Source organism: Streptomyces sp. NPDC048664 (genome assembly GCF_040650555.1).
In the GTDB taxonomy this organism is placed as follows: Bacteria; Actinomycetota; Actinomycetes; order Streptomycetales; family Streptomycetaceae; genus Streptomyces.
Genome location: NZ_JBEZHK010000007.1, coordinates 54,703 through 73,103 on the forward strand (window position 1 = coordinate 54,703; position 18,401 = coordinate 73,103).

Here is an 18,401-nt window from a genome sequence, read left to right on the forward strand (position 1 = left end):
GTGCGGGAGCCAGTCAACCACCGGCCGGAACGAGGCCGTCCGGGAGGACCGGGGCCTCGGCCCGCCGGACCGCGACGCCCACCGCGTACCGGCGCGGCCGTCGCCGCGACCACGGCGTCCTCGGCGTGAGCCAGTGAGTCGATCATGCCGGAATGCCACGGCGGCCCCTCACGCCGCGACGGGCCGCGCGGCGGCCGCCGCTCACACGAAGGCGCTCTGCCCCGTGATCGCCTTCCCGACGATCAGGGTGTTCATCTCCCGCGTCCCCTCGTACGAGTAGAGGGCCTCGGAGTCGGCGAAGAACCGCGCGATGTCGTGGTCGAGCAGGATGCCGTTGCCGCCGAAGATCTCACGGCACCAGGCGACGACCTCACGCATCCGCGCGGTGACGAACGCCTTGGCCAGCGAGGAGTGTTCGTCCTGGAAGACGCCCGCGTCCTGCAGCCGCGCGAGCTGCACCAGCATGCCCCAGCAGGCGGTGATGTTGCCGAGGCTCTTGACGAGCAGGTCCTGCACCAGTTGGAACCTGGCGATCGGACGTCCGAACGCGACGCGCTCCTTGGCGTAGTCCAGGGCCAGTTCGTACGCGCCGATCATCAGGCCCAGCGACTGCCAGGCGACGCCGCTGCGCGTCATGCGCAGGATCTCGGCCACGTCCCGGAAGGAGTCGACGTTCTGGAGCCGATTCGCCTCCGGCACCCGGACGCCGGTCAGGGTGATCTCGGCGTTCTGCACGATCCGCAGCGCGATCTTGCCCTCGATCTTCACGGGCTCGAACCCCGCGGTGCCCTTCTCCACGACGAACCCCTTGACCTGGTCGTCCTCGACGTCCCGCGCCCACACCACCACGACGTCGGCGAAGGTCGCGTTGCCGATCCACTTCTTGGCACCGTCGAGCACCCATGTGTCGCCCTCGCGCCGCGCCGTGGTGCGCATGCCTGCGGCGACGTCGGAGCCGCCCTCCGGCTCGGTGAGCGCGAACGCGCCGATCGTGTCCATCGTCGCCATGCGGGGCAGCCACCGGTCACGCTGCTCCTGGCTGCCGCCGTGGTGGATGGAGGCGAAGGCGAGCCCGTCGTGCACACCGAAGAAGGTGGCGACCGAGGCGTCGGTGCGGCTCAACTCCAGGGCCAGCATGCCGCCGAGCAGATGGCTGACGGCACCCGGGTGCTCGCCGTAGCCCTCGTAGGCGAGCGCGGACAGGCCGCTTCCGCGCAGCGCGTCGATCAGCTCGGCGGGCAGCTCGCCCTCGGCCCAACTGTCCCTCACCAGGGGACGTATCCCGTCGCGCACGAGGTCGCGCGCCTTCAGCAGGATCTTGCGCTCCTCGTCCGGGAGCAGCGACTCGTAGGCGTAGAAGTCGGCGGTCGGCAGGTCGTCCATCGAGGTGATATCGGTGCTCATCCCAGTTCTCCCTCATCCCGCGGTCGCGCCCCCTGACGTGATCCGCGTGCGTTCGTGAGCCGTATGCCCCCTTCACGTCCCGCACAACGTGTTCTTCGTCCACCGGCCCTCGCGACGGTTCCGTGAGAGCCGTGAGAGCCGTGTGGCCGCCCGGGTCGCCGGCCGGCGGGTGGGCCACGCAGGGCGTTGCTCCGTTCGGCGGTGTCGCGGTCACCGTGAGGGCGCCGCCTCGTTGGTGGATGCATGAGCAGACGTCGCAGGCCGGGGCCCGCGTCCGCCCGGCCCCGCCGCGTGGCGGCCCGCCGTGCCTAGATCCCCGTTCGTGCCCGCGACGCTGCTCGTGGTGATCGTCGCCGCGATGGCGGGACTCTTCGCCGGTTCCTACACCTACGCCATGGCCAACCCGACCCCGCGTACGATTCCCGCCGCCCTGGTCGGCGTGTGGGACGGGCCGCGGGGCGCCCGCTTCCTCGCCGGGATGGAGGACGCCCTGCACGCGTCCTTGCGGACCCGCCGCTTCGGCTCCCGCCGCGCGGCGGTGGCGGCGGTGGACGACCAGCGGATGTTCGCTGTCCTCGACGCCCCCACCGCCGACGGCAAGGTGAGCGTGGACGTCTCCGGCGCCTCGGGCGCGGCGGTGGCGCAGGTGCTGCTGACGGCGGCCGTGAAGGTGGGCGCCGCCACCGGCACCCCGGTCGCGGTCCGGGACCTCAGGCCGCTGCAGCGGGGCGATCCGCGCGGCCTGGCGATCTTCTACGTGTCGATCGCGGCCGTGATCATCGGTTTCGTCGGCGCGATCCAGTTGAGCGTGCACGCCAGGGAACTCAGCGCGCCCGAACGCATCGCCTTCACCCTCGCCTACGCCCTGCTCGGCGGTTTCGCGATCGTCGCCGTGGTGGACTGGCTGCTGGGTGCGCTGCGCCTGCCGTTCGTCGAGTCGTGGCTGATCCTGGCGTTCACCATGTTCGTCTCCGGCATGGTCTTCACGATGTTCAACACACTCGTGGGCCGCTGGGCCGTCCTGCCGACCTGGGGACTGATGGTCGTCGTCGGCAACCCGTCCTCCGGCGGCGCGGTCTCCTGGCCGCTGCTCCCCTCCCCGCTCGGCCTGATCGGCCGCTGGCTGCCGCCCGGTGCCTCGGTCAACGCCCAGCACACCGCCGTGTACTTCGCGGGCCACCAGCACGCGTTCCCGTTCCTCGTGCTGACCGCCTGGGCGGTCCTGTCCTGCACGGTCTTCTGCGTCTGGCGCGAACGCCACCCAGGCGGCCGGCCCGCACCACCCGTGGAACCGCCGTGAACGCCGAACGCCCCGCACGCCGCCCCGGCGGTCAGCCGGAACCGGCCGCCGACACGCCTCGTTCCGTCGCGATCCGGACGAAGCCGCGCACCAGGGGGTGGCGCCCGGACCGCGGCCAGGCCACGACGAGATCGGTCGGCGAGCACGGGTTCAGGCCCGAGGCGAGCCGATGGGTGATCGGCGGCCTCGAACACCCCGCGCCGCCCTTCGACTTCATCCCCCACCCGCATCCGGCCGACGTCGACGTCAGCGCCGCCCCCGAGAAAGCCACGCTCGACGCGATGCTGGACCGCGGCGAGATCGACGCCCTGTTCTCGGCGAACGCCCCGAGTTCGTTCCTCGCCCGGTCCCCGAACGTCGCCCGCCTCTTCCCAGACCACGAGTCCCTGGAACGCGACCACCACCGGCGCACCGGGATCTTCCCGATCATGCACACCGTCGTCGTACGGCAGGACCTCCTGAAGGAGGATCCCGGCCTGGTGCGCGAGGTCTACCGCACCTTCCTGCGCGCCAATGGCACCGCCGCCGACCGCTACCGCCGCAACCGCAGGCTGTATCAGGTGCAGACGATGCTGCCGTGGACGAACGCCCTGGTCGAGCGCGTCGAGGAGGAGTTCCCCGAGGACTGGTGGCCCTACGGCATCGCGGCCAACCGCGCCACCCTCTACACCTGTCTGCGCTACCACCACGAACAGGGCCTGTCCCCCCGGCGATGGCGGATCGAGGACGTCTTCGCACCGGACCTGCTGGACACCTGACCCCCGGCGTGCCGCCGCGGAACCCCCCATGATCCCCGTGATCACCGGATACGCCGTTCGCGTGGTAGCGCCGCCACACGCAGAACGCATACGCGGTTTCCGTCCCCTCCCGATGTCCACTGGGGCGGTGCCAGGGATTCGGATTTCGGTCGTCGTCCCCTGTTTCAACGAGGGCGAGGTCATCGGTGCCTTCCACACCGCCCTGACCGCCGCGCTGGAGAAGACCGGTGAACACTTCGAGGTCTGCTACGTCGACGACGGCAGCACGGACGACACGCTGGAGAACCTCCGCGCGCTGGCCGCGTCCTCACCCCAGGTGCGCTACACCTCCTTCAGCCGGAACTTCGGCAAGGAGGCCGCGATGCTCGCGGGACTGCGCATGTCCCAGGGTGCCGCGGTCGCCCTGATGGACGCCGATCTGCAGCACCCCCCGGAACTGCTGCACCGCATGCTGGAACTCCACCGGCACGGCTACGACCAGGTCGTCGCCCAGCGGGACCGGGCGGGCGAAGGGATCCTGCGCACCGCGGTCAGCCGCGTCTACTACCGCGCCGTACGCCACTTCATGGACGTCGGGCTCGTCGACGGCGCCGGCGACTTCCGCCTGCTCTCGCGCCGCGCCGTCGACTCCCTCCTGCTGCTCCCGGAGAGCAACCGCTTCTCCAAGGGCCTGTTCTGCTGGATCGGTTTCGACACGGTCCATTTCACCTACCAGAACGTCCAGCGGGCCGCCGGACGGTCCAAGTGGGGCGGCCGACGCCTCCTGGAGTACGGCATCGACGGCCTGCTCGCCTTCAACACGCGTCCGCTGCGCCTCGCGATCCACGCCGGGCTCTGGCTGTTCCTGTCCGCGCTGGCCTACGCGCTGTGGATCGCCGGCGCCGCCGTGCTGAACGGCGTCGACACCCCCGGCTACGCCACACTGATCGTCGCCGTCGTCGCGCTCAGCGGGATCCAGCTCGTCACCGTCGGTGTCATCGGGGAGTACGTCGGTCGGATCTACCACGAGTCCAAACGGCGCCCGCACTACGTGGTGCGGGAGACCGAGCGGATGGCCGCCGCCGGATCCATCGCCCGGTTCCCCGCCCCCACGACGCGGACTGCGAGGTCATGAACGCGCGCGCCGTGCGGCAGTTCACCGTCTTCGCCGTGGTCGGCCTCGCCAACACCGCCGTCTACTACGCCGTGTACGTCACGGCCGACCGCCGGCTGCCGTATCTGGCGGCGCACGTGCTGGGCTACGCCGTGAGTCTCGTCTGCTCGTTCCTGCTCAACTCCGCCGTCACCCTGCGGGTGCGGCCCACCTGGCACGCCTTCGCGCGCTACCCCCTGTCCGGCGCGACCAACGTCGTGGCCAGCGGGATCCTCCTCCATCTCGCCGTGTCCCAACTGGGCGTGGACGAGCACTGGGCCGCCCTGGGCGCCGGTGTCCTGGTCACGCCGCTCTCCTTCCTGCTGGCCCGCTGGGCCCTCACCTCCGGTGCGCGAGGGACCGGGCCGGCAGCCGCGACGCGGCTGCCGGCGGCGGCCGGCGAGCGGACCCGGGACCTCGAACGCCGCCTGCTGCGGCACCGGTAGGGCGCCCGGGAACACACGCCGCCCGCGCGTCAGTCGTCGCCGGGTGCCATGCCGTCGATCATCTCGGCCAGCACGGTCCGCCGGTCCTCTCCCGGCCGCGCCCTGAGCGGACCGGCCAGGCGCGCGCTGTCGTAGTGCCAGCGGTGGTCGAGGTCGCGGGGGACCTCACCGCTCTCGTGGACGTCCGCGCGGGTGCCGAGCAGTTCCGTCAGATCGCGCGCCAGGTCGTGCCAGGAGACATGCCCGCTGCACGCGTTGGCCACGCCGTGCACCGGACGGTCCAGGCACACCGTCACCGCGCGAGCCAGGGCCGCTGCGTGCACCCAGGCGGCGCCGTACCAGGCGTGTCCGCCGGTACCGGGGCGCGGCAGCTCGATCGGGCCTCCCGTGTGGGCGGACCGGTACAGGCTCCCGAGGGCGCCCCAGCGCAACTGCTCGCGCAACCGGTCGTGCGCGCCCCACACGATCGGGGACCGCACGGCGCTCGCACCGCCGCGTCCCCCGGTCCCGGCGGCGCGCAGCAGCATGGCCTCGCAGTCGAGCTTGGCGCGCCCGTAGGGGCTGACCGGCTCGTGGGACGGCGCCTCCTCGGCGACCCGGTCCGCCACGGGATGCCCGTAGGCGTCGACGCTGCTGACGAAGACGAACGGGCCGCTCCGCCAGGCCTCGACCATCGCCTCCATCGCCGCCAGGTCCACCTCGTGCCGGGTGAAGGTGCACGCGGAGTGGACGACCGCGTCGGCCTGCGCGACGGCGTCCCGCAGCCCGGCCAGGTCCTGGAGGTCGCCCTCCACGACCTCGACGCCCTCCGCGGCGATCAGGTGCGCCGACTCGGGGCGGGCCAGCGCCAGCACGGGCCGTCCCTGGGCGGCCAGTTCACGCACGACGAACGCGCCCACGCCGCCCGTCGCGCCGGTCACCAGGACCGTGCCCGGCCGCAGGGCACGGGACCGTCCCGCCCCGCCCTCGGCCCGCGCCGCCGCCGCGGGCCTCGCGGCCTTCGCGGCGGCCTGCCGAGCCGCCCGCTCGTCGAGGAGCGCGGTCAGCGCCCGGGGCGTACGGGCCTGGAGCACGTCGAGGCCCGTGAGCGGCAGCCCGAGTCCGGTGCGCAGCCGCTCGGCGAGCTGGACGGCCTTCAGGGAGTGCCCGCCGAGAGCGAAGAAGTCGCCGTCGGGGGCCGGAAGGGCGCCGAGCACCTCGGTGAAGGCCTCCAGGACCGCCTGGACCCGGGGGCCGGACGGGCCGCCGGCCTGTGTGGCCTGTCCGGGCAGCCGAGCGTCGTCGCAGGCCCCGGTGGCCGTGCGGGGCAGCGCGTCGACCAGGGTGACCGTGGCGGGCACGACCTCGGGCGCGAGCGAGCGGCGCAGCAGGCCCAGCAGTTCATGCCGGGTGGGGCCGACGCTGTCGCGCAGGACGGCATAGGCCACGGGCGGCCCCTGGGCGGGCTGGACCACCGTGGCGTCGGCGATCCGCGGATGGGCGCGCAGGGCCCGCGCGGCGGGGTGGCGGTCACCGGACGGATCGCCGCCGGCCCGCCCGGCGTGGTCCGGATCGTCCGCCCCCTCGTGCGCCCCGGGCGCGCCCCGTGGGCCGCGCCCCTGGTCCGGGGCGGCGACGGGCAGCTCGCTCAGGGGGCGTTCCGGGTCGGCCGCGGCCGCCCGCAGGAGGGCCGCGTAGTCCCGTACGGCCGCCTGGGCCACGCTGTCGTCCAGCGCGCTCCCGTCGTACTGGACCAGCGCCACGGGCTGTGCGGCGTCGCCGACACCGAGGCCGTAGGACAGGGCGAACTTCGCGCCGGTGGTGGGCACGTCGACGTACTCCGCCGACGTGCCGGGCAGCCGCAGGACCGTCGGGTCGCCCAGGACGTCGGAGGTGACGCGGACCAGCGCCGTGCCGTCGGCGCCCCGCGCGCCCGCTCCGAGGCGTTCCAGGACCAGGTCGAAGGGGATGTGCCGGTGGCGCTGGGCCTCCAGGAGAGCGTCGCGCACCCGCCGCAGCAGCTCGGCGAACGACGGGTCCCCGCCGACGTCGACCCGTACGGGCAGGGTGTTGACGCACAGTCCGACCAGGCCGCGCATGGCGGTTCCGGTGCGATGGGTGCCCGCCACCCCGATGACCAGGTCGGCGTCGCCCGTGAGGCGGTGCAGCGCGGCGAAGGCCGCGGTGAGCGTCACCGCGAAGAGCGTGGCGTGCCGCTCGGCGCCCAGTTCCCGCAGAGCCTCGGGCAGGCCGGGGGCGAGGGGAACGGTGCGCACGGCCGCCGGCCGGTCCGCGCCGCCCTGCCCGCCCGCCGCCGCGGCAGGCAGGCGGGGCGGGGCCGCGTCGGCCAGCAGGCCGCTCCAGCGGTCGAGTTCGGCCTCGAAGCCGGGCAGGGCGTCGTGTTCGCGCCGCGCGTGGTCCGCGTACTGCGGCGGATCGGCCAGCGTGTGCCCGCCCGCTCCGTCGGCGGCCGCCGTGTACAGAGCGGCGAGCTCGCCGGCCAGTGTCTCCAGGGACCCGCCGTCGACCGCGATGTGATGGAACGTCAGCAGCACGGTGTGGTCCTGCGGCCCGTGCCGCAGGACGAGTGCCCGCACGGCCTCGCCCACCGCCAGGTCGAAGGGCCGGGCCGACTCCCGCCGCAGCAGCCCGGCGGCGTGCTCCGTACCGGTCTCGACCACGGGCACGGGCACGGTCCGCGGTGCCGGGAGCACCTCCTGGTAGGGCTCCCCGTCCCCTTCCGCGTAGCGGGTGCGCAGGATGGTGTGCCGCTCCACGAGCGAGGTGAGGGCGGTGGTGAACGCGGCCACGTCGAACGGGCCGCGCACGCGGGTGGCGAACGGCACGTGGTAGGAGTCGCCCGCGCCCCCGAGGCGTTCCATCAGCCACATGCGGCGCTGGGCGCGGGAGAGGGGGACACGGCCCGGGCGCGAGGCGGCGTCGGCCCCACGGGCGGTGTCCGGGCGGGCGGTTCTGGCACGGGCCCGGCGCAGCAGCTCCCGCTGCAGCTGCTGCCTGCGCTCGGGCGCCGCGGAGTCGGCGTCAGTGGACATCGCTGTGCTCCGGGGGCTCGGGGTGGAGGCCGTCGTGGGCGGCCAGCAGAACGCGTTCGACCAGCGCGGCCTGCGCGGCGACGGTCGGGGCGGCGAAGAACTCGGCGAGGGAGAGCTCCACGCCGAGTTCCTCGCGCAGGTCGTCGGTGACGGCGAGCGCGAGCAGGGAATGGCCGCCGAGGGCGAGGAAGTCGGCGTCGGCGCGGGTGACCTCGCCGCCCAGCGCCTGGCTCCACACCTCGGCGACGGCCTGCTCCAGCGGCGTCATGGCCGCCGCCGGCACGTCGGCGGTCCCGGACTCGTCCGCACGGGCGCGTTCGGTGAGCGCCCGCCGGTCGACCTTGCCGGTCGGGGTGAGCGGAAGCCGCTCCACCACGGTGACCGCGTCCGGCACCAGATGGCCCGGCAGGACGGCGGTCAGCCGCTCGCGCAGCGCCCGGCCACCGGGCACGGGGCCGGGCGCCGCGACGACGAACGCGACGAGGCGCGCCTCGGGGGTGCCCGCGCCGTCGACGGCGACGGCGGCGTCGTCCACGTCCGGCTGCTGGCGCAGGGCGTGTTCGATCTCCGCGGGCTCGATGCGGAAGCCGCGGACCTTCACCTGGTCGTCGTTGCGGCCGTGGAACAGGAGGACGCCGTCGGGCCGCCTGGAGACGATGTCGCCCGTGCGGTAGAGCCGGCCCGCGGCGGGGTGCTCCACGAACCGCTCGGCGGTGAGTTCGGGCAGGCCCGTGTACCCGAGGGCGAGCCTGCCGCCGCCGATCCACAGCTCGCCCCGGTCGCCCTCGGCCACCGGCTCGCCCCCGGCGTCCAGGACGTGCACCGTGGCTCCGGCGATCGGCACGCCGATCGGTATCGGTGCCCCGCAGTCCTGCTCGGTGACCCGGTGGGCGGTGGCGAAGGTGGTCGTCTCGGTCGGGCCGTAGCCGTTGACGAGTTCCAGCCAGGGGAAGGCGCTCAGCACCTCGCGGGCCTGGGCGGCGGCCATCGCCTCGCCGCCCACCACGACCGAACGGAGCTGGGCGAAGAGACGGGAGCGGCGGGCGGCGAGCTGGTGGAAGAGGGCCGTGGTGAAGAACGCCACCGTCACACCGTGCCGCTCGACGTGCCGGGCCAGGTCCTCCAGGGAGGGCCGCTGCTCGGTGCAGACGACGACGGCGGCACCGTTGGCGAGTGCGCCCCAGACCTCGAACGTCGAGGCGTCGAAGGTCATCGGGGAGTGGAACAGGACCCGGTCGCGGGCGGTGAGGGTGACGTATTCGGGGTCGCCGACCAGCGCGGAGATGGCACCGTGCGGCACGGCCACGCCCTTGGGGCGGCCGGTGGAGCCGGAGGTGAACATGATGAACGCCGCGCCGTGCGGGTCGGATCGGTCCACCGGCTCACCGCTGGTCAGCGGCTCCTCGGGCAGGGCCAGCACGGGTCCGGGCAGGGTGGCCGCGTCCAGCAGCTTCGCGTCGCCGACGGTGAGGGTCACCTCCGCGTCGGCGATCACCGCCTCGGTGCGGGGCCGGGGCTGGGCGGGATCGAGCGGCACGCACACCGCTCCGGCCAGCCACAGCCCGAGCTGCGCCACGATCGTCCGGGCCGACCGGGCCGTCAGCAGCGCCACCCGGTCCCCGACGGCCACCTCGTGGTCGCGCAGCCGGGCGGCGAGGGCATGGCCCGCCTCCAGGAGGCGGCCGTAGGTGAGGGTGGTGTCGCCGTCCACCACGGCGAGGGCGTTCGGGGCGAGCCGGGCCTGTCGTGCGACGAGGGCCGGCAGGGACACGGTCCGCGCCCGGGCAGTGCCGTCCGTGGCGCGGGCGGGCCGCGGGATGGTGGGTGTCATGTCAGGCTCCTGCCGGTGCGCAGGCCCGGCGCTGGTCGAGGAGGGTGGCGAAGGCGCGCAGGTCGGTGCTGCGCAGCAGCTCGTGGGCGCGCGGGCGTACTCCCGTCTCGCGCTCGACGGCCGCGAGCAGACGCGCGGCGACCACGGAGGTGCCGCCGGCGTCGGTGAAGTTGTCGCCGAGGGCGATGCCGGGCGCGCCGAGGAGGTCGCGCACGGTCGTGAGCACGAGCCGCTCGCAGTCGGTGAGGTCGCCCAGGTCGTCGGCGGGGGCGGACTCGGCCTTGGCGGGGGCGGGTTCCGCGGCCGCCAGGGCGGCGCGGTCCACCTTGCCGTTGGCGTCGAGGGGGTAGCCCTCCACGATCCGTACGGCGGCCGGGACGGCCTGCTCGGGCAGCCAGGCACGGACCGCGTCGAGCAGCTCCCGGGACCCGTACCCGGCCCCTTCGAGGAGACGTACGTGTGCGACGAGACGGGCGTGGCCGGCGCTGTCGCGCGACACGGTGACGACGGCGCTGCGCACCCGCGGGTCCTGCTCGAAGGCGGCCTCCACCTCGGCCGGTTCGATCCGCACCCCGCTGATCTTCACCTGGTCGTCGAGGCGGCCGAGGAACTCCAGGCCGCCGTCGGCGTTCATCCGCACCCGGTCGCCGGTGCGGTACAGGCGCTCGACGGCGGCCAGCGCCGCGTCGCGCGGCGGCGCGGTGAACCGGTGCGCGGTGAGGTCGGGGTCGAGATAGCCGAGCGCCAGGCAGTGTCCGCCGACGCGCAGCTCACCGTCCTGTCCGCGCGCGACGGGCCGGCCGTCGTCGTCCGTGACCACGAGGACGACACCCGGCAGCGCGCTGCCGATGGGCGGCGGGCTCTGCTCGCCGGCCTCCGGGTCGGTGCCGCGCATGGCGTACGTGGTGGTGACGACGGTGGCCTCGGCGGGACCGTAGGCGTTGTGGACCGTCGCGGTGACGTCGGGGCCGGGGCGGCGGCGCATGCGGTCGCCGCCGACGACGAGATGACGCAGCCTCAGGTCCCGCGGCCACGGCCGGTCCAGGAGCGGTTCGATCGTGGGGGTGGCCGACACGACGTGGGTGAGGGCGGCGTCGCGCCACCAGTCGGTGAGCACGCCCGAGTCCCAGCGGGTGTCGTCCGGGGCCGGGACCAGGGCGGCACCCGAGGTCAGGGCGGCCCACAGCTCCAGCAGGTGCGGGTCGAACGCGACACCGATGAGCAGGGACTGGCGGTCGCCCGGCGCCAGACCCGTCTCGGCCCGGTACCAGTCGAGGGCGACGGACAGCGAGGCCTCGGCCACGGCGACGGCCTTGGGCCGACCGGTGGAACCGGAGGTGAGGACGGCGTACAGGGAGCCCTCGGGCGCGCGCCGTTCGCCGCGCGCACCGGCGAAGGACGCCACCGCGGCGGTCGGCGCGTTGACGCCGCCGGTGGGCAGGGGCAGCGGAAGGTGCTCCCCGTCGCGGTGGGCCTCGGGCAGCACGGCGGGGTCGCCGACGAGGCAGGAGACGTCGAGGTCCTCGGTGACGGCCTGGGTGCGGCGCGCGCCGGGGCGGGGGCCGAGCGGCAGGTAGACGGCGCCGATCCGGGCGAGCGCGACGGCCGTCACCACCAGGGCGGTGGACCGGTCGAGGCAGACACCGACCAGGTCACCGGGCCGTACGCGGTCCGCCAGGGCGGTGGCGACGCGCGCGGCGGCCGCGTCGAGTTCCTGGTACGTCCAGGTCCGCGGGCCGTCGATCACGGCGGGGTCCTGGGGGGCGCGCCGGACCCGGTCCTCGAAGCGGGCGACCACGCTGGTGGGTTCGGCGGCGGGACCGTGCGCGATGCTCGGCGCGGTGCCGACGCCGGGCTCGGACGCGGCGCCGAGGGTGAGGGCTGTGGGGGACTGGGTCATCACGACTCCGTGGAGGGGGTGGTGGCGGCGAGGGCGTCGGCCTGGTCGGCGAGCACGGGGTTGCGGAAGAGCACCTTCAGCGGCGGGCGCGTGCCCAGCCGGGGCTCGAGCCACGCGGCGAGCTCGGCGGCCAGCAGGGAGTGGCCCCCGCTGCGGAAGAAGTGGGAACGGGTGTCGAACCGGCTGTGGCCGAGGACCACGCGCCAGCCCTCCGTGAGCAGGTCCGTCATCGGATCGTCGGGCGCCGAGGCGGCCGCGGGCTCGTCCCCGGAACCGGTGACGGCGAAGCCGTCGGCCCCGTGCGTCGTGTCGTCGGCGGGTTCGAGCGCCGCCGCCCGCCTGGCCAGCGCCGCGCGGTCGGGCTTGCCGCCGGCGAGGGTCGGCATCGTGTCCAGCCGAGCCCACCGGGCGGGCACGAGGGCCCCGGGCAGCCGGTCGCCGAGTTCGGTGTGCAGGGCCTTCTCGTCGAGGTCCGCGCCGTCGGCGCCGCCCTCCAGGAAGCCGACGAGCCGGGGGCCGCCGGGGTTCTCCCGGTCCAGGACGACCGCGCAGGACCGCCCGCCGAGCGCGGCGGAGGCCGCCGCCTCGATCTCCTCCAGCTCGATACGGTGACCGCGCAGCTTGACCTGGTTGTCGCGCCGGCCGAGGAAGTACAGCAGACCGTCCCGGTCGCGGTAGCCGAGGTCGCCGGTGAGGTAGACCCGCTGCCCGCCGAGCGCGTCGACGGTGAGGAACCGGGCGGCCGTCGCCTCGGCGTTGCCCGCGTAGCCCTCGGCCAGGGAGGGCCCGGAGATGGCGAGTTCACCGACGGCGCCGGACGGCAGCGGGCGGTGGTGGGCGTCCAGGACGTGGACCCGCTCGCCCGGCAGCTCGGTGCCCAGCGGGATCTCGCGGCCCTCGGCCAGGGCGTCGCGCGAGATCTCGTGGACGGTCGAGCTGATGGCCGCCTCCGTGACGCCGTACACGTTGAGCACGGTGGCGTCGGTGTCGGCGAGGACGCCGCGCAACGCCTCCACGGGAAGGCGCTCGCCGCCCAGGACCAGGAGCCTCGGCGCCCAGGTCCCGTCGCGCAGTGCGGGGCGCAGGTCCTCGCGGGTGGCGAGGAAGTAGCTGGTCGGCAGGTTGGCGACGGTGACCCGGGCGGACGCGAGCAGTTCGGCGAGCTCCGCGCCGGTGGGCACCTCGTGCTCGGGCAGGACCAGGCAGCCGCCGGCGTGCAGGGTCGGCAGCACCTCCTCCAGCGCCACGTCGAAGGAGGGCTGGGCGAACATCAGGACACGGTCCGAGGTGATGAGGCCGAACCGGTCGGCGGCCGCCGTCAGATGGTGCACCAGCGCCGCACGGCCCACGGCGACCGGCTTGGGGATCCCGGTGGATCCGGAGGTGTGGATGACGTACGTGGTGTCGGGCAGCACGGCGGCCTCGCGGGCCGGGGGCAGCACGGGGGCGTCGATCCGGGCGGTGGGCAGCGTCTCCGGCAGATCCGGGCTGCCCTCACCGGTGAGGACCAGGGCCGGGGCGAGCCGCTCCAGCAGCAGCGCGAGCCGGGCCGGCGGATCGGAGGGGGACAGCGGGCAGTGGACGGCGCCGGTCCGCAGGCAGGCGAGCAGGGCGACGACCGAGTCCGCGCCCCTGGGCAGGACCACGCCCACCGGCTGACCGGGCGTCACACCGGCCGTGCGCAGCCGTTCGGCGAGCGAGGTGACGCGCTCGTCCAGTTCGCCGTAGGTGACGCGGCGCGCACCGCGCAGCAGGGCCGGCAGCGACGGGTCGTGCGCGGCCACCGGGTCCAGCGGGTCGCGGTCGGCCGGGACGGGGACGGGCTCGGCGGCCGGCTCGACGGCGGCCGGCGCCAGGTCGGCCAGCGGGGTCTCGGGGCGGTCGAGGTAGGCGCGCAGCAGGTCCAGGAAGCGGTCGCAGAGCAGGCGGGCGACGTCCTCGCCGAACAGGTCGGCGTCGTAGTCCCAGACCAGGGTCATGCCGGGGGAGCCGTGGCGCGGGGTGACGCCGCGCCGGTCGTCCGGGAGCAGCACCACGTCGAGGTCGAAACGGGTCGTGCCGGTGTTGAACCCCTCGAAGAGGGTGATGTCGAGACCGGGCACGTCGATCACGGGCAGCGGCGCGTCGTGGGCGCTGAACATCACGGAGAACAGCGGGTTGTCGGCGCCCAGGGTGTGCATGCCGAGCGCCCGGGTCAGCTCCTGGACCGGCACGTCCTGGTGCGGAAGGGCCCGGATGAGGGTGTCGGTGACCTCGTCCATGGCGTCCTGGGCGGGGGCGGCGCCGTCCAGGGCGATCGGCAGCGGGATGGTGTTGACGAACATGCCCACGGCGTCCTCGTAGCCGCGGGGGCGGTTGCCGACCGCGGTGCCGACGACCATCCGGGACCGGCCGCTGTGCCGGCGCAGCAGCTCGGCGAACAGACCGAGGAGCGTGGCGAACGGGGTCAGGCCGCGGTCACGGGCGTGACCGCGCAGCCGTTCGGCGAGATCCGCGCCGATCGTCTGGCGCAGCTGCCCGCCGTGGTGCCTGCGGCGGGCGCCGGGACGGGCGAGGCCGGGCAGCGGCATGTCGTGGGGCTGGTCCTGCAGTTCGGCCCGCCAGAAGTCCAGCGACTCGGGGGCGTAGGCGGCCTCGGCCTGCGCCCGTACGTGGTCGGCGTACGACGAGGCGGGCGGCAGCTCCAGGGTCTCGCCGAGGACGTGCGCGCGGTAGACGCGGAAGACGTCGTCGAGCAGGATCGCGAAGGAGTGCCCGTCGTGGATCAGATGGTGCTCCACGTGGACCAGCCGGTGGTGCCCCTCGGCGAGCCGCACCAGCGTCCATCGGATCAGCGGCGCCTCGAAGGTGTCGAGCGGCGTCTCGGCCTCGGTGCGCAGCAGCTCGGTGAAGGCCGCCTCGGGGTCGTCCCGGTCGCCGAGGTCGACGGTGTGCAGCCGCGGCGCGCACTGCGGCGCGACCCGCTGACCGGGCACGGACCCGGTGGAGGCGACGAGTTCGAGCCGCAGGCCGGGGTGGCGGGCCAGGGTGGCGGCGAGTCCCCGGCGCAGTGCCTCGGTGTCGAGCGTGCCCCACAGGTCCAGTGCGGCGGTGAAGTTGTAGGCGCGACTGCCGGGCTGCATCTGCTCGTGCAGCCAGACGATCTCCTGCGAGGAGGAGAGCGGAAGCATGGGCGATCCCTGAGGTTGTCGGGTCGGATTCGGCGCCGGACACGGTCGCGGCCGGCGGGTGGTGGCGCGGTCGGCTCCGCGGGTCGCGCGGGGCCGGGTGCGAGATGGGGCGCTGGGGGTGGACGGTGCGGCGGGGCGCGGCAGACGCCGCGGCGGCCGTAGGCGCGGGTGGGTCACGTGCTCGACGCGCCCCGGGCACACCCTGCGCGGGAGCGCGCACGGTGGACGCGGGCGGTGCCGCGACCAGGGGCGCCGCGCTCATCACCGGCACCGGGCACCGGGCACCGGGTGCCGGGCACCGGGTGCCGGGCGCCGGGTCCGCACGCGTGCGGGCCGGTCCGTTCCCCGGACACGACGGGACGTGGCGGCTGGTGACGCACGCGGACGTTCATGCGGATGCGGGGGCCCGGCCGCGTGTCGGCGCCGCCGATCGCACCCGGGGCGCGCGCCCGTCCGTGCGGCGGGTCAGCTCACGGGCTGCTCCAGCCGCTCCAGGGGCAGGGGCTCCAGGGGGCGCAGCGCCTGGGTGAGCGCGTCGAACGCCCGGTGCGCCGTGTCGTCGTCGAGGACCGCGCGGTCCCACACCATCCGCAGCCCGATCCGGGCGCCCTGGGTGACGGAGACGGCGAAGGGGGCGCGGACCGGTCTGCCGTCGACGTGGACCTCCCGTCCCTGGACACCGGCCAGTGCGAGGGGCGGCCGACGGCTGTCGTCGTCCACGGTGAGCAGGCCGTCGAGGCCTCCGGTCCAGCCCGAGCCGGCGGCCCGCACGGCGGTCACCACCGCGTCGAACGGCACGTCGGCCCGGTCGAGGTCGTCCCACCACGCGTCGGCCGTCTCCCGCGGATCGGGCACGTGGCCGGTGTCGGCCGGGAAGACGACGGTGTTCAGGAAGCAGCCGAGCACCGGTTCCGCTCCCGACGGGCGGCCGCCCCACGGGTAGCCGAGCGGGATCACCTGACCCGGACCGTACAGCGCGCGGGCCGCGGAGCGGCAGGCGTCGAGCAGGTGGGGGAAGGGCACGCCGTCCTCGGGCGCGGCGATCAGGGCCTGCGCCGAGCCGCTCGGCAGGGCACCGGCCGGCACGCGCGCCGGCCGGGGCGGCGGGGCCTGGACGTGCACACCGCGCAGCCGGTGCGCCCAGTACGCGGCGGCCTCGGGGGCCTCCGCCCTTTCCTCGGCGGCCAGTTGCAGGAGGACCGCGTCCCGGTAGGCGGCCGTCTCCGCGTCCGGGTCCCCGGGCTCCGTCGCGGCGGCGCCCCCGGTGTACGCGGCGCCGAGTTCGTCCACGATCCGGGCGAGCGACCGGCCGTCGCAGACCGCGTGGTCCAGGGCGACGCAGAGGATCTCCTCCCGGCGCTCCTCGTCGCGGACCAGGAGGAGCCGCAGGACGGGACCCCGCGGATCCCAGGACGCCAGCGCGCGGCGCAGCGTGTCGGCCGGCGGCTCACCCGGTGCGGACTCCAGCCGCGTCACGGCGACGTCCGGTTCCCCGACACGCAGGACGGGCGCCCCGCGCACGACGGCGGGCCGCGCACGCAGAGCGGTGTGCCGGGCGGCGAGTGAGCGGGCGGCCGCGCGCAGCCGGTCGAGGTCGACGGTTCCGTGCGGGAAGGCGTGGAACATGGGCACCACGTCGGGGCGTCCCGACGGGTCGAGCGAACGCACCAGGACGAAGCGTCGCTGTGCTCCGGTGACCGGCAGCAGGGGTCCGTGGTCGTCGCCGTCGGTCAGACGCCGGTAGCGGGCCAGGTACTGGCTCGTGATGCTGTGCACGTGGTCCTCTCTGTGGTGTCCGCGGCCGCGCCCACCGGGGTGGCGGTGGGGACGGGGATGCGGTCGGTGCCCGCGCCGAGGTCGTCGCCGAGGGCCGTGGAGTGGTCAGGCGGTGGGTGTGATGGCCGGACGCTCGTCGCCGTCCGCGCGGGCGTCCTGGAGCGGTGCCTCCTGGGCGTCGTCCCGGGCGTCGTCCTCGGCGTCGTCGTCCCGCGGACCCGGCAGGTCCCGCATGCGGCGGAGCGGGGAGAGCAGCAGCGGCAGGGGTACGGTGAGGAATCCGGCGGCGCAGCAGGCCAGTGCCGTACGCGGCCCGAAGGACTGGGCGAGGAAACCGCCGAGGAGCGCGCCCAGCGGCAGGGTGCCCCACATGAGGAAGCGCAGCGTGGCGTTCATCCGGCCCAGCAGTCGTGGCGGGCACAGCCCTTGGCGGAAGCTCACCTGGGCGACGTTGTAGACGACGGCGCCGAAGGAGACGACCGCCGAGCCGGCGGCGAAGAGGACCGCGCCGAGGGCACCGTGACCGGACAGGGGCCACAGCACCGCGAAGGGGCCGGTCACCAGGACCGACAGGAGGATGACCCTGGCCTGCCCCAGCCGGCGGGCGAGGCGCCCGGCGCCCAGGGCGCCCAGGAGCCCGCCGACCGCGGAGGCGGACAGGACCAGCCCGAGCGCGCCGGGCCCCAGTCCGACGACGCGGATCAGATGCACGGTCTGGGTCGCCATCAGGACGGCGGCGCACAGGTTGGCGAGGCCGGTGGTGAAGGCGATGACCCGCAGCAGCGGGTGGCCGAAGACGAAGCGGACACCCTCGCCGATCTCCTTGCGCAGCGAACTGCCGGCGGCCGGCGGGGGCGCCGGTTCGGGCTGCCGGATCCGCAGGAGGAACAGGGCGGAGAGCGCGTAGCCGACGGCGTCGGCGAGAACGGCGAGGTGCGCGCCGACGAGTTGGACCAGTCCGCCGCCGATGCCCGGGCCGGTGACCTGGGAGGTGGAGCGGACCGTTTCCAGTGCGCCGTTGCCGGCCACGAGCTGTTCGCGGGGCAGGATCTGCGGCAGATAGCTCTGATGGGCGACGTCGAAGAACACGGTGGCCACACCGGTCACGAGCGCGACGACGTAGAGGTGCGCCATCGTCAGGAGGTGGGCGAGCGCGGCGGCGGGGACGCTCGCCATGGCCACGGCGCGCACCAGGTCCGCGCGGATCATCAGGGGCCGCTTGCGCACGCGGTCGGTGAGCGCCCCGGCGGGCAGTCCGACGAGCAGGAAGGCGGCGGTCTCCGCGGCGGTCAGGAGGCCCACCTGGAAGGCGGAGGCGTCGAGTTCGAGGACGGCCACGAGGGGCAGGGCCACCAGGGTCACCTGGGCGCCGAACTGTCCGGTGGCAGCTCCCGCGAGCAGCATCCGGAAGTCACGTGAACGCATCGGGCCACCGTCGGCGGCTCGGGATGTGACGAACATGTGAATGACATTCACTGACCCGTCGTTCAGGAGTCAAAGGAACCCGGTCACTTTCGGACTTCTTCTGCGTCCTTTTGGCGGCATGTCGGGAAAACATTCGGCGTACCTGCGGTAAGTGCACGTGAATGTCCGTCAGTTGGTGTGCGTCGCGGGACGCGTGAGGTCAAGGGAGGGCAATGGGCGCGAGGAGG

Annotated in this window: 11 protein-coding genes; 4 read left to right on the plus strand and 7 right to left on the minus strand. The window is 74.7% G+C overall.

What is annotated here, in order from left to right; translation table 11 throughout:
* Positions 1-201: 201 nt before the first annotated feature.
* A complete protein-coding gene (locus tag AB0C59_RS09940) occupies positions 202-1,404 on the minus strand; it encodes an acyl-CoA dehydrogenase family protein (protein ID WP_363002513.1) in 1,203 nt (400 codons plus the stop codon).
* A 304-nt stretch (positions 1,405-1,708) separates the two neighbouring features.
* Here AB0C59_RS09940 and AB0C59_RS09945 point away from each other — a divergent pair, with 304 nt between their 5' ends.
* The 4 genes from AB0C59_RS09945 (at position 1,709) to AB0C59_RS09960 (ending at position 5,040) form a co-directional block, all read left to right on the plus strand.
* Positions 1,709-2,704, plus strand: a complete 996-nt coding sequence (locus AB0C59_RS09945) for an ABC transporter permease (protein ID WP_363002515.1) — start codon at positions 1,709-1,711, stop codon at positions 2,702-2,704.
* A complete protein-coding gene (locus tag AB0C59_RS09950; protein WP_363002517.1) occupies positions 2,701-3,462 on the plus strand; it encodes a hypothetical protein in 762 nt (253 codons plus the stop codon). Before AB0C59_RS09945 ends, AB0C59_RS09950 begins: the two co-directional genes overlap by 4 nt.
* A gap of 112 nt (positions 3,463-3,574) precedes the next feature.
* Positions 3,575-4,576: a glycosyltransferase family 2 protein gene (locus AB0C59_RS09955; RefSeq protein ID WP_363002519.1), complete on the plus strand. Its 1,002-nt coding sequence runs from the start codon at positions 3,575-3,577 to the stop codon at positions 4,574-4,576.
* Entirely contained in the window at positions 4,573-5,040 is a 468-nt protein-coding gene (locus AB0C59_RS09960; RefSeq protein WP_363002521.1) for a GtrA family protein, read from the plus strand. Before AB0C59_RS09955 ends, AB0C59_RS09960 begins: the two co-directional genes overlap by 4 nt.
* 29 nt (positions 5,041-5,069) lie before the next feature.
* On the opposite strand, the gene AB0C59_RS09965 is transcribed toward AB0C59_RS09960, so the two are convergent.
* From AB0C59_RS09965 to AB0C59_RS09990, 6 genes are all read right to left on the minus strand, one after another.
* A complete protein-coding gene (locus AB0C59_RS09965) occupies positions 5,070-8,072 on the minus strand; it encodes a condensation domain-containing protein (protein ID WP_363002523.1) in 3,003 nt (1,000 codons plus the stop codon).
* Entirely contained in the window at positions 8,062-9,903 is a 1,842-nt protein-coding gene (locus AB0C59_RS09970) for a non-ribosomal peptide synthetase (protein ID WP_363002525.1), read from the minus strand. Before AB0C59_RS09970 ends, AB0C59_RS09965 begins: the two co-directional genes overlap by 11 nt.
* A gap of 1 nt (position 9,904) precedes the next feature.
* On the minus strand, positions 9,905-11,803 hold the full coding sequence (locus AB0C59_RS09975; RefSeq protein ID WP_363002527.1) for a non-ribosomal peptide synthetase: 1,899 nt from the start codon (positions 11,801-11,803) through the stop codon (positions 9,905-9,907).
* The gene (locus tag AB0C59_RS09980) at positions 11,803-14,973 is read right to left on the minus strand and encodes an amino acid adenylation domain-containing protein (protein WP_363002529.1); all 3,171 of its coding nucleotides are present in this window, start codon (positions 14,971-14,973) and stop codon (positions 11,803-11,805) included. Before AB0C59_RS09980 ends, AB0C59_RS09975 begins: the two co-directional genes overlap by 1 nt.
* A 465-nt stretch (positions 14,974-15,438) precedes the next feature.
* Positions 15,439-16,749 (minus strand): condensation domain-containing protein, encoded by a 1,311-nt coding sequence (locus AB0C59_RS09985; protein WP_363002531.1) that lies wholly within the window; start codon positions 16,747-16,749, stop codon positions 15,439-15,441.
* 105 nt (positions 16,750-16,854) lie between these two features.
* Positions 16,855-18,174: an MFS transporter gene (locus AB0C59_RS09990; RefSeq protein WP_363002533.1), complete on the minus strand. Its 1,320-nt coding sequence runs from the start codon at positions 18,172-18,174 to the stop codon at positions 16,855-16,857.
* Positions 18,175-18,401: the final 227 nt, after the last annotated feature.

Bases quoted from the DNA above. Each gene is read 5' to 3' on its own strand.
- AB0C59_RS09940 (WP_363002513.1), bottom strand. From the start codon at position 1,404: ATGAGCACCGATATCACCTCGATGGACGACCTGCCGACCGCCGACTTC.
- AB0C59_RS09955 (WP_363002519.1), top strand. From the start codon at position 3,575: ATGTCCACTGGGGCGGTGCCAGGGATTCGGATTTCGGTCGTCGTCCCC.
- AB0C59_RS09960 (WP_363002521.1), top strand. From the start codon at position 4,573: ATGAACGCGCGCGCCGTGCGGCAGTTCACCGTCTTCGCCGTGGTCGGC.
- AB0C59_RS09965 (WP_363002523.1), bottom strand. From the start codon at position 8,072: ATGTCCACTGACGCCGACTCCGCGGCGCCCGAGCGCAGGCAGCAGCTG.
- AB0C59_RS09970 (WP_363002525.1), bottom strand. From the start codon at position 9,903: ATGACACCCACCATCCCGCGGCCCGCCCGCGCCACGGACGGCACTGCC.
- AB0C59_RS09975 (WP_363002527.1), bottom strand. From the start codon at position 11,803: ATGACCCAGTCCCCCACAGCCCTCACCCTCGGCGCCGCGTCCGAGCCC.
- AB0C59_RS09980 (WP_363002529.1), bottom strand. From the start codon at position 14,973: ATGCTTCCGCTCTCCTCCTCGCAGGAGATCGTCTGGCTGCACGAGCAG.
- AB0C59_RS09990 (WP_363002533.1), bottom strand. From the start codon at position 18,174: ATGCGTTCACGTGACTTCCGGATGCTGCTCGCGGGAGCTGCCACCGGA.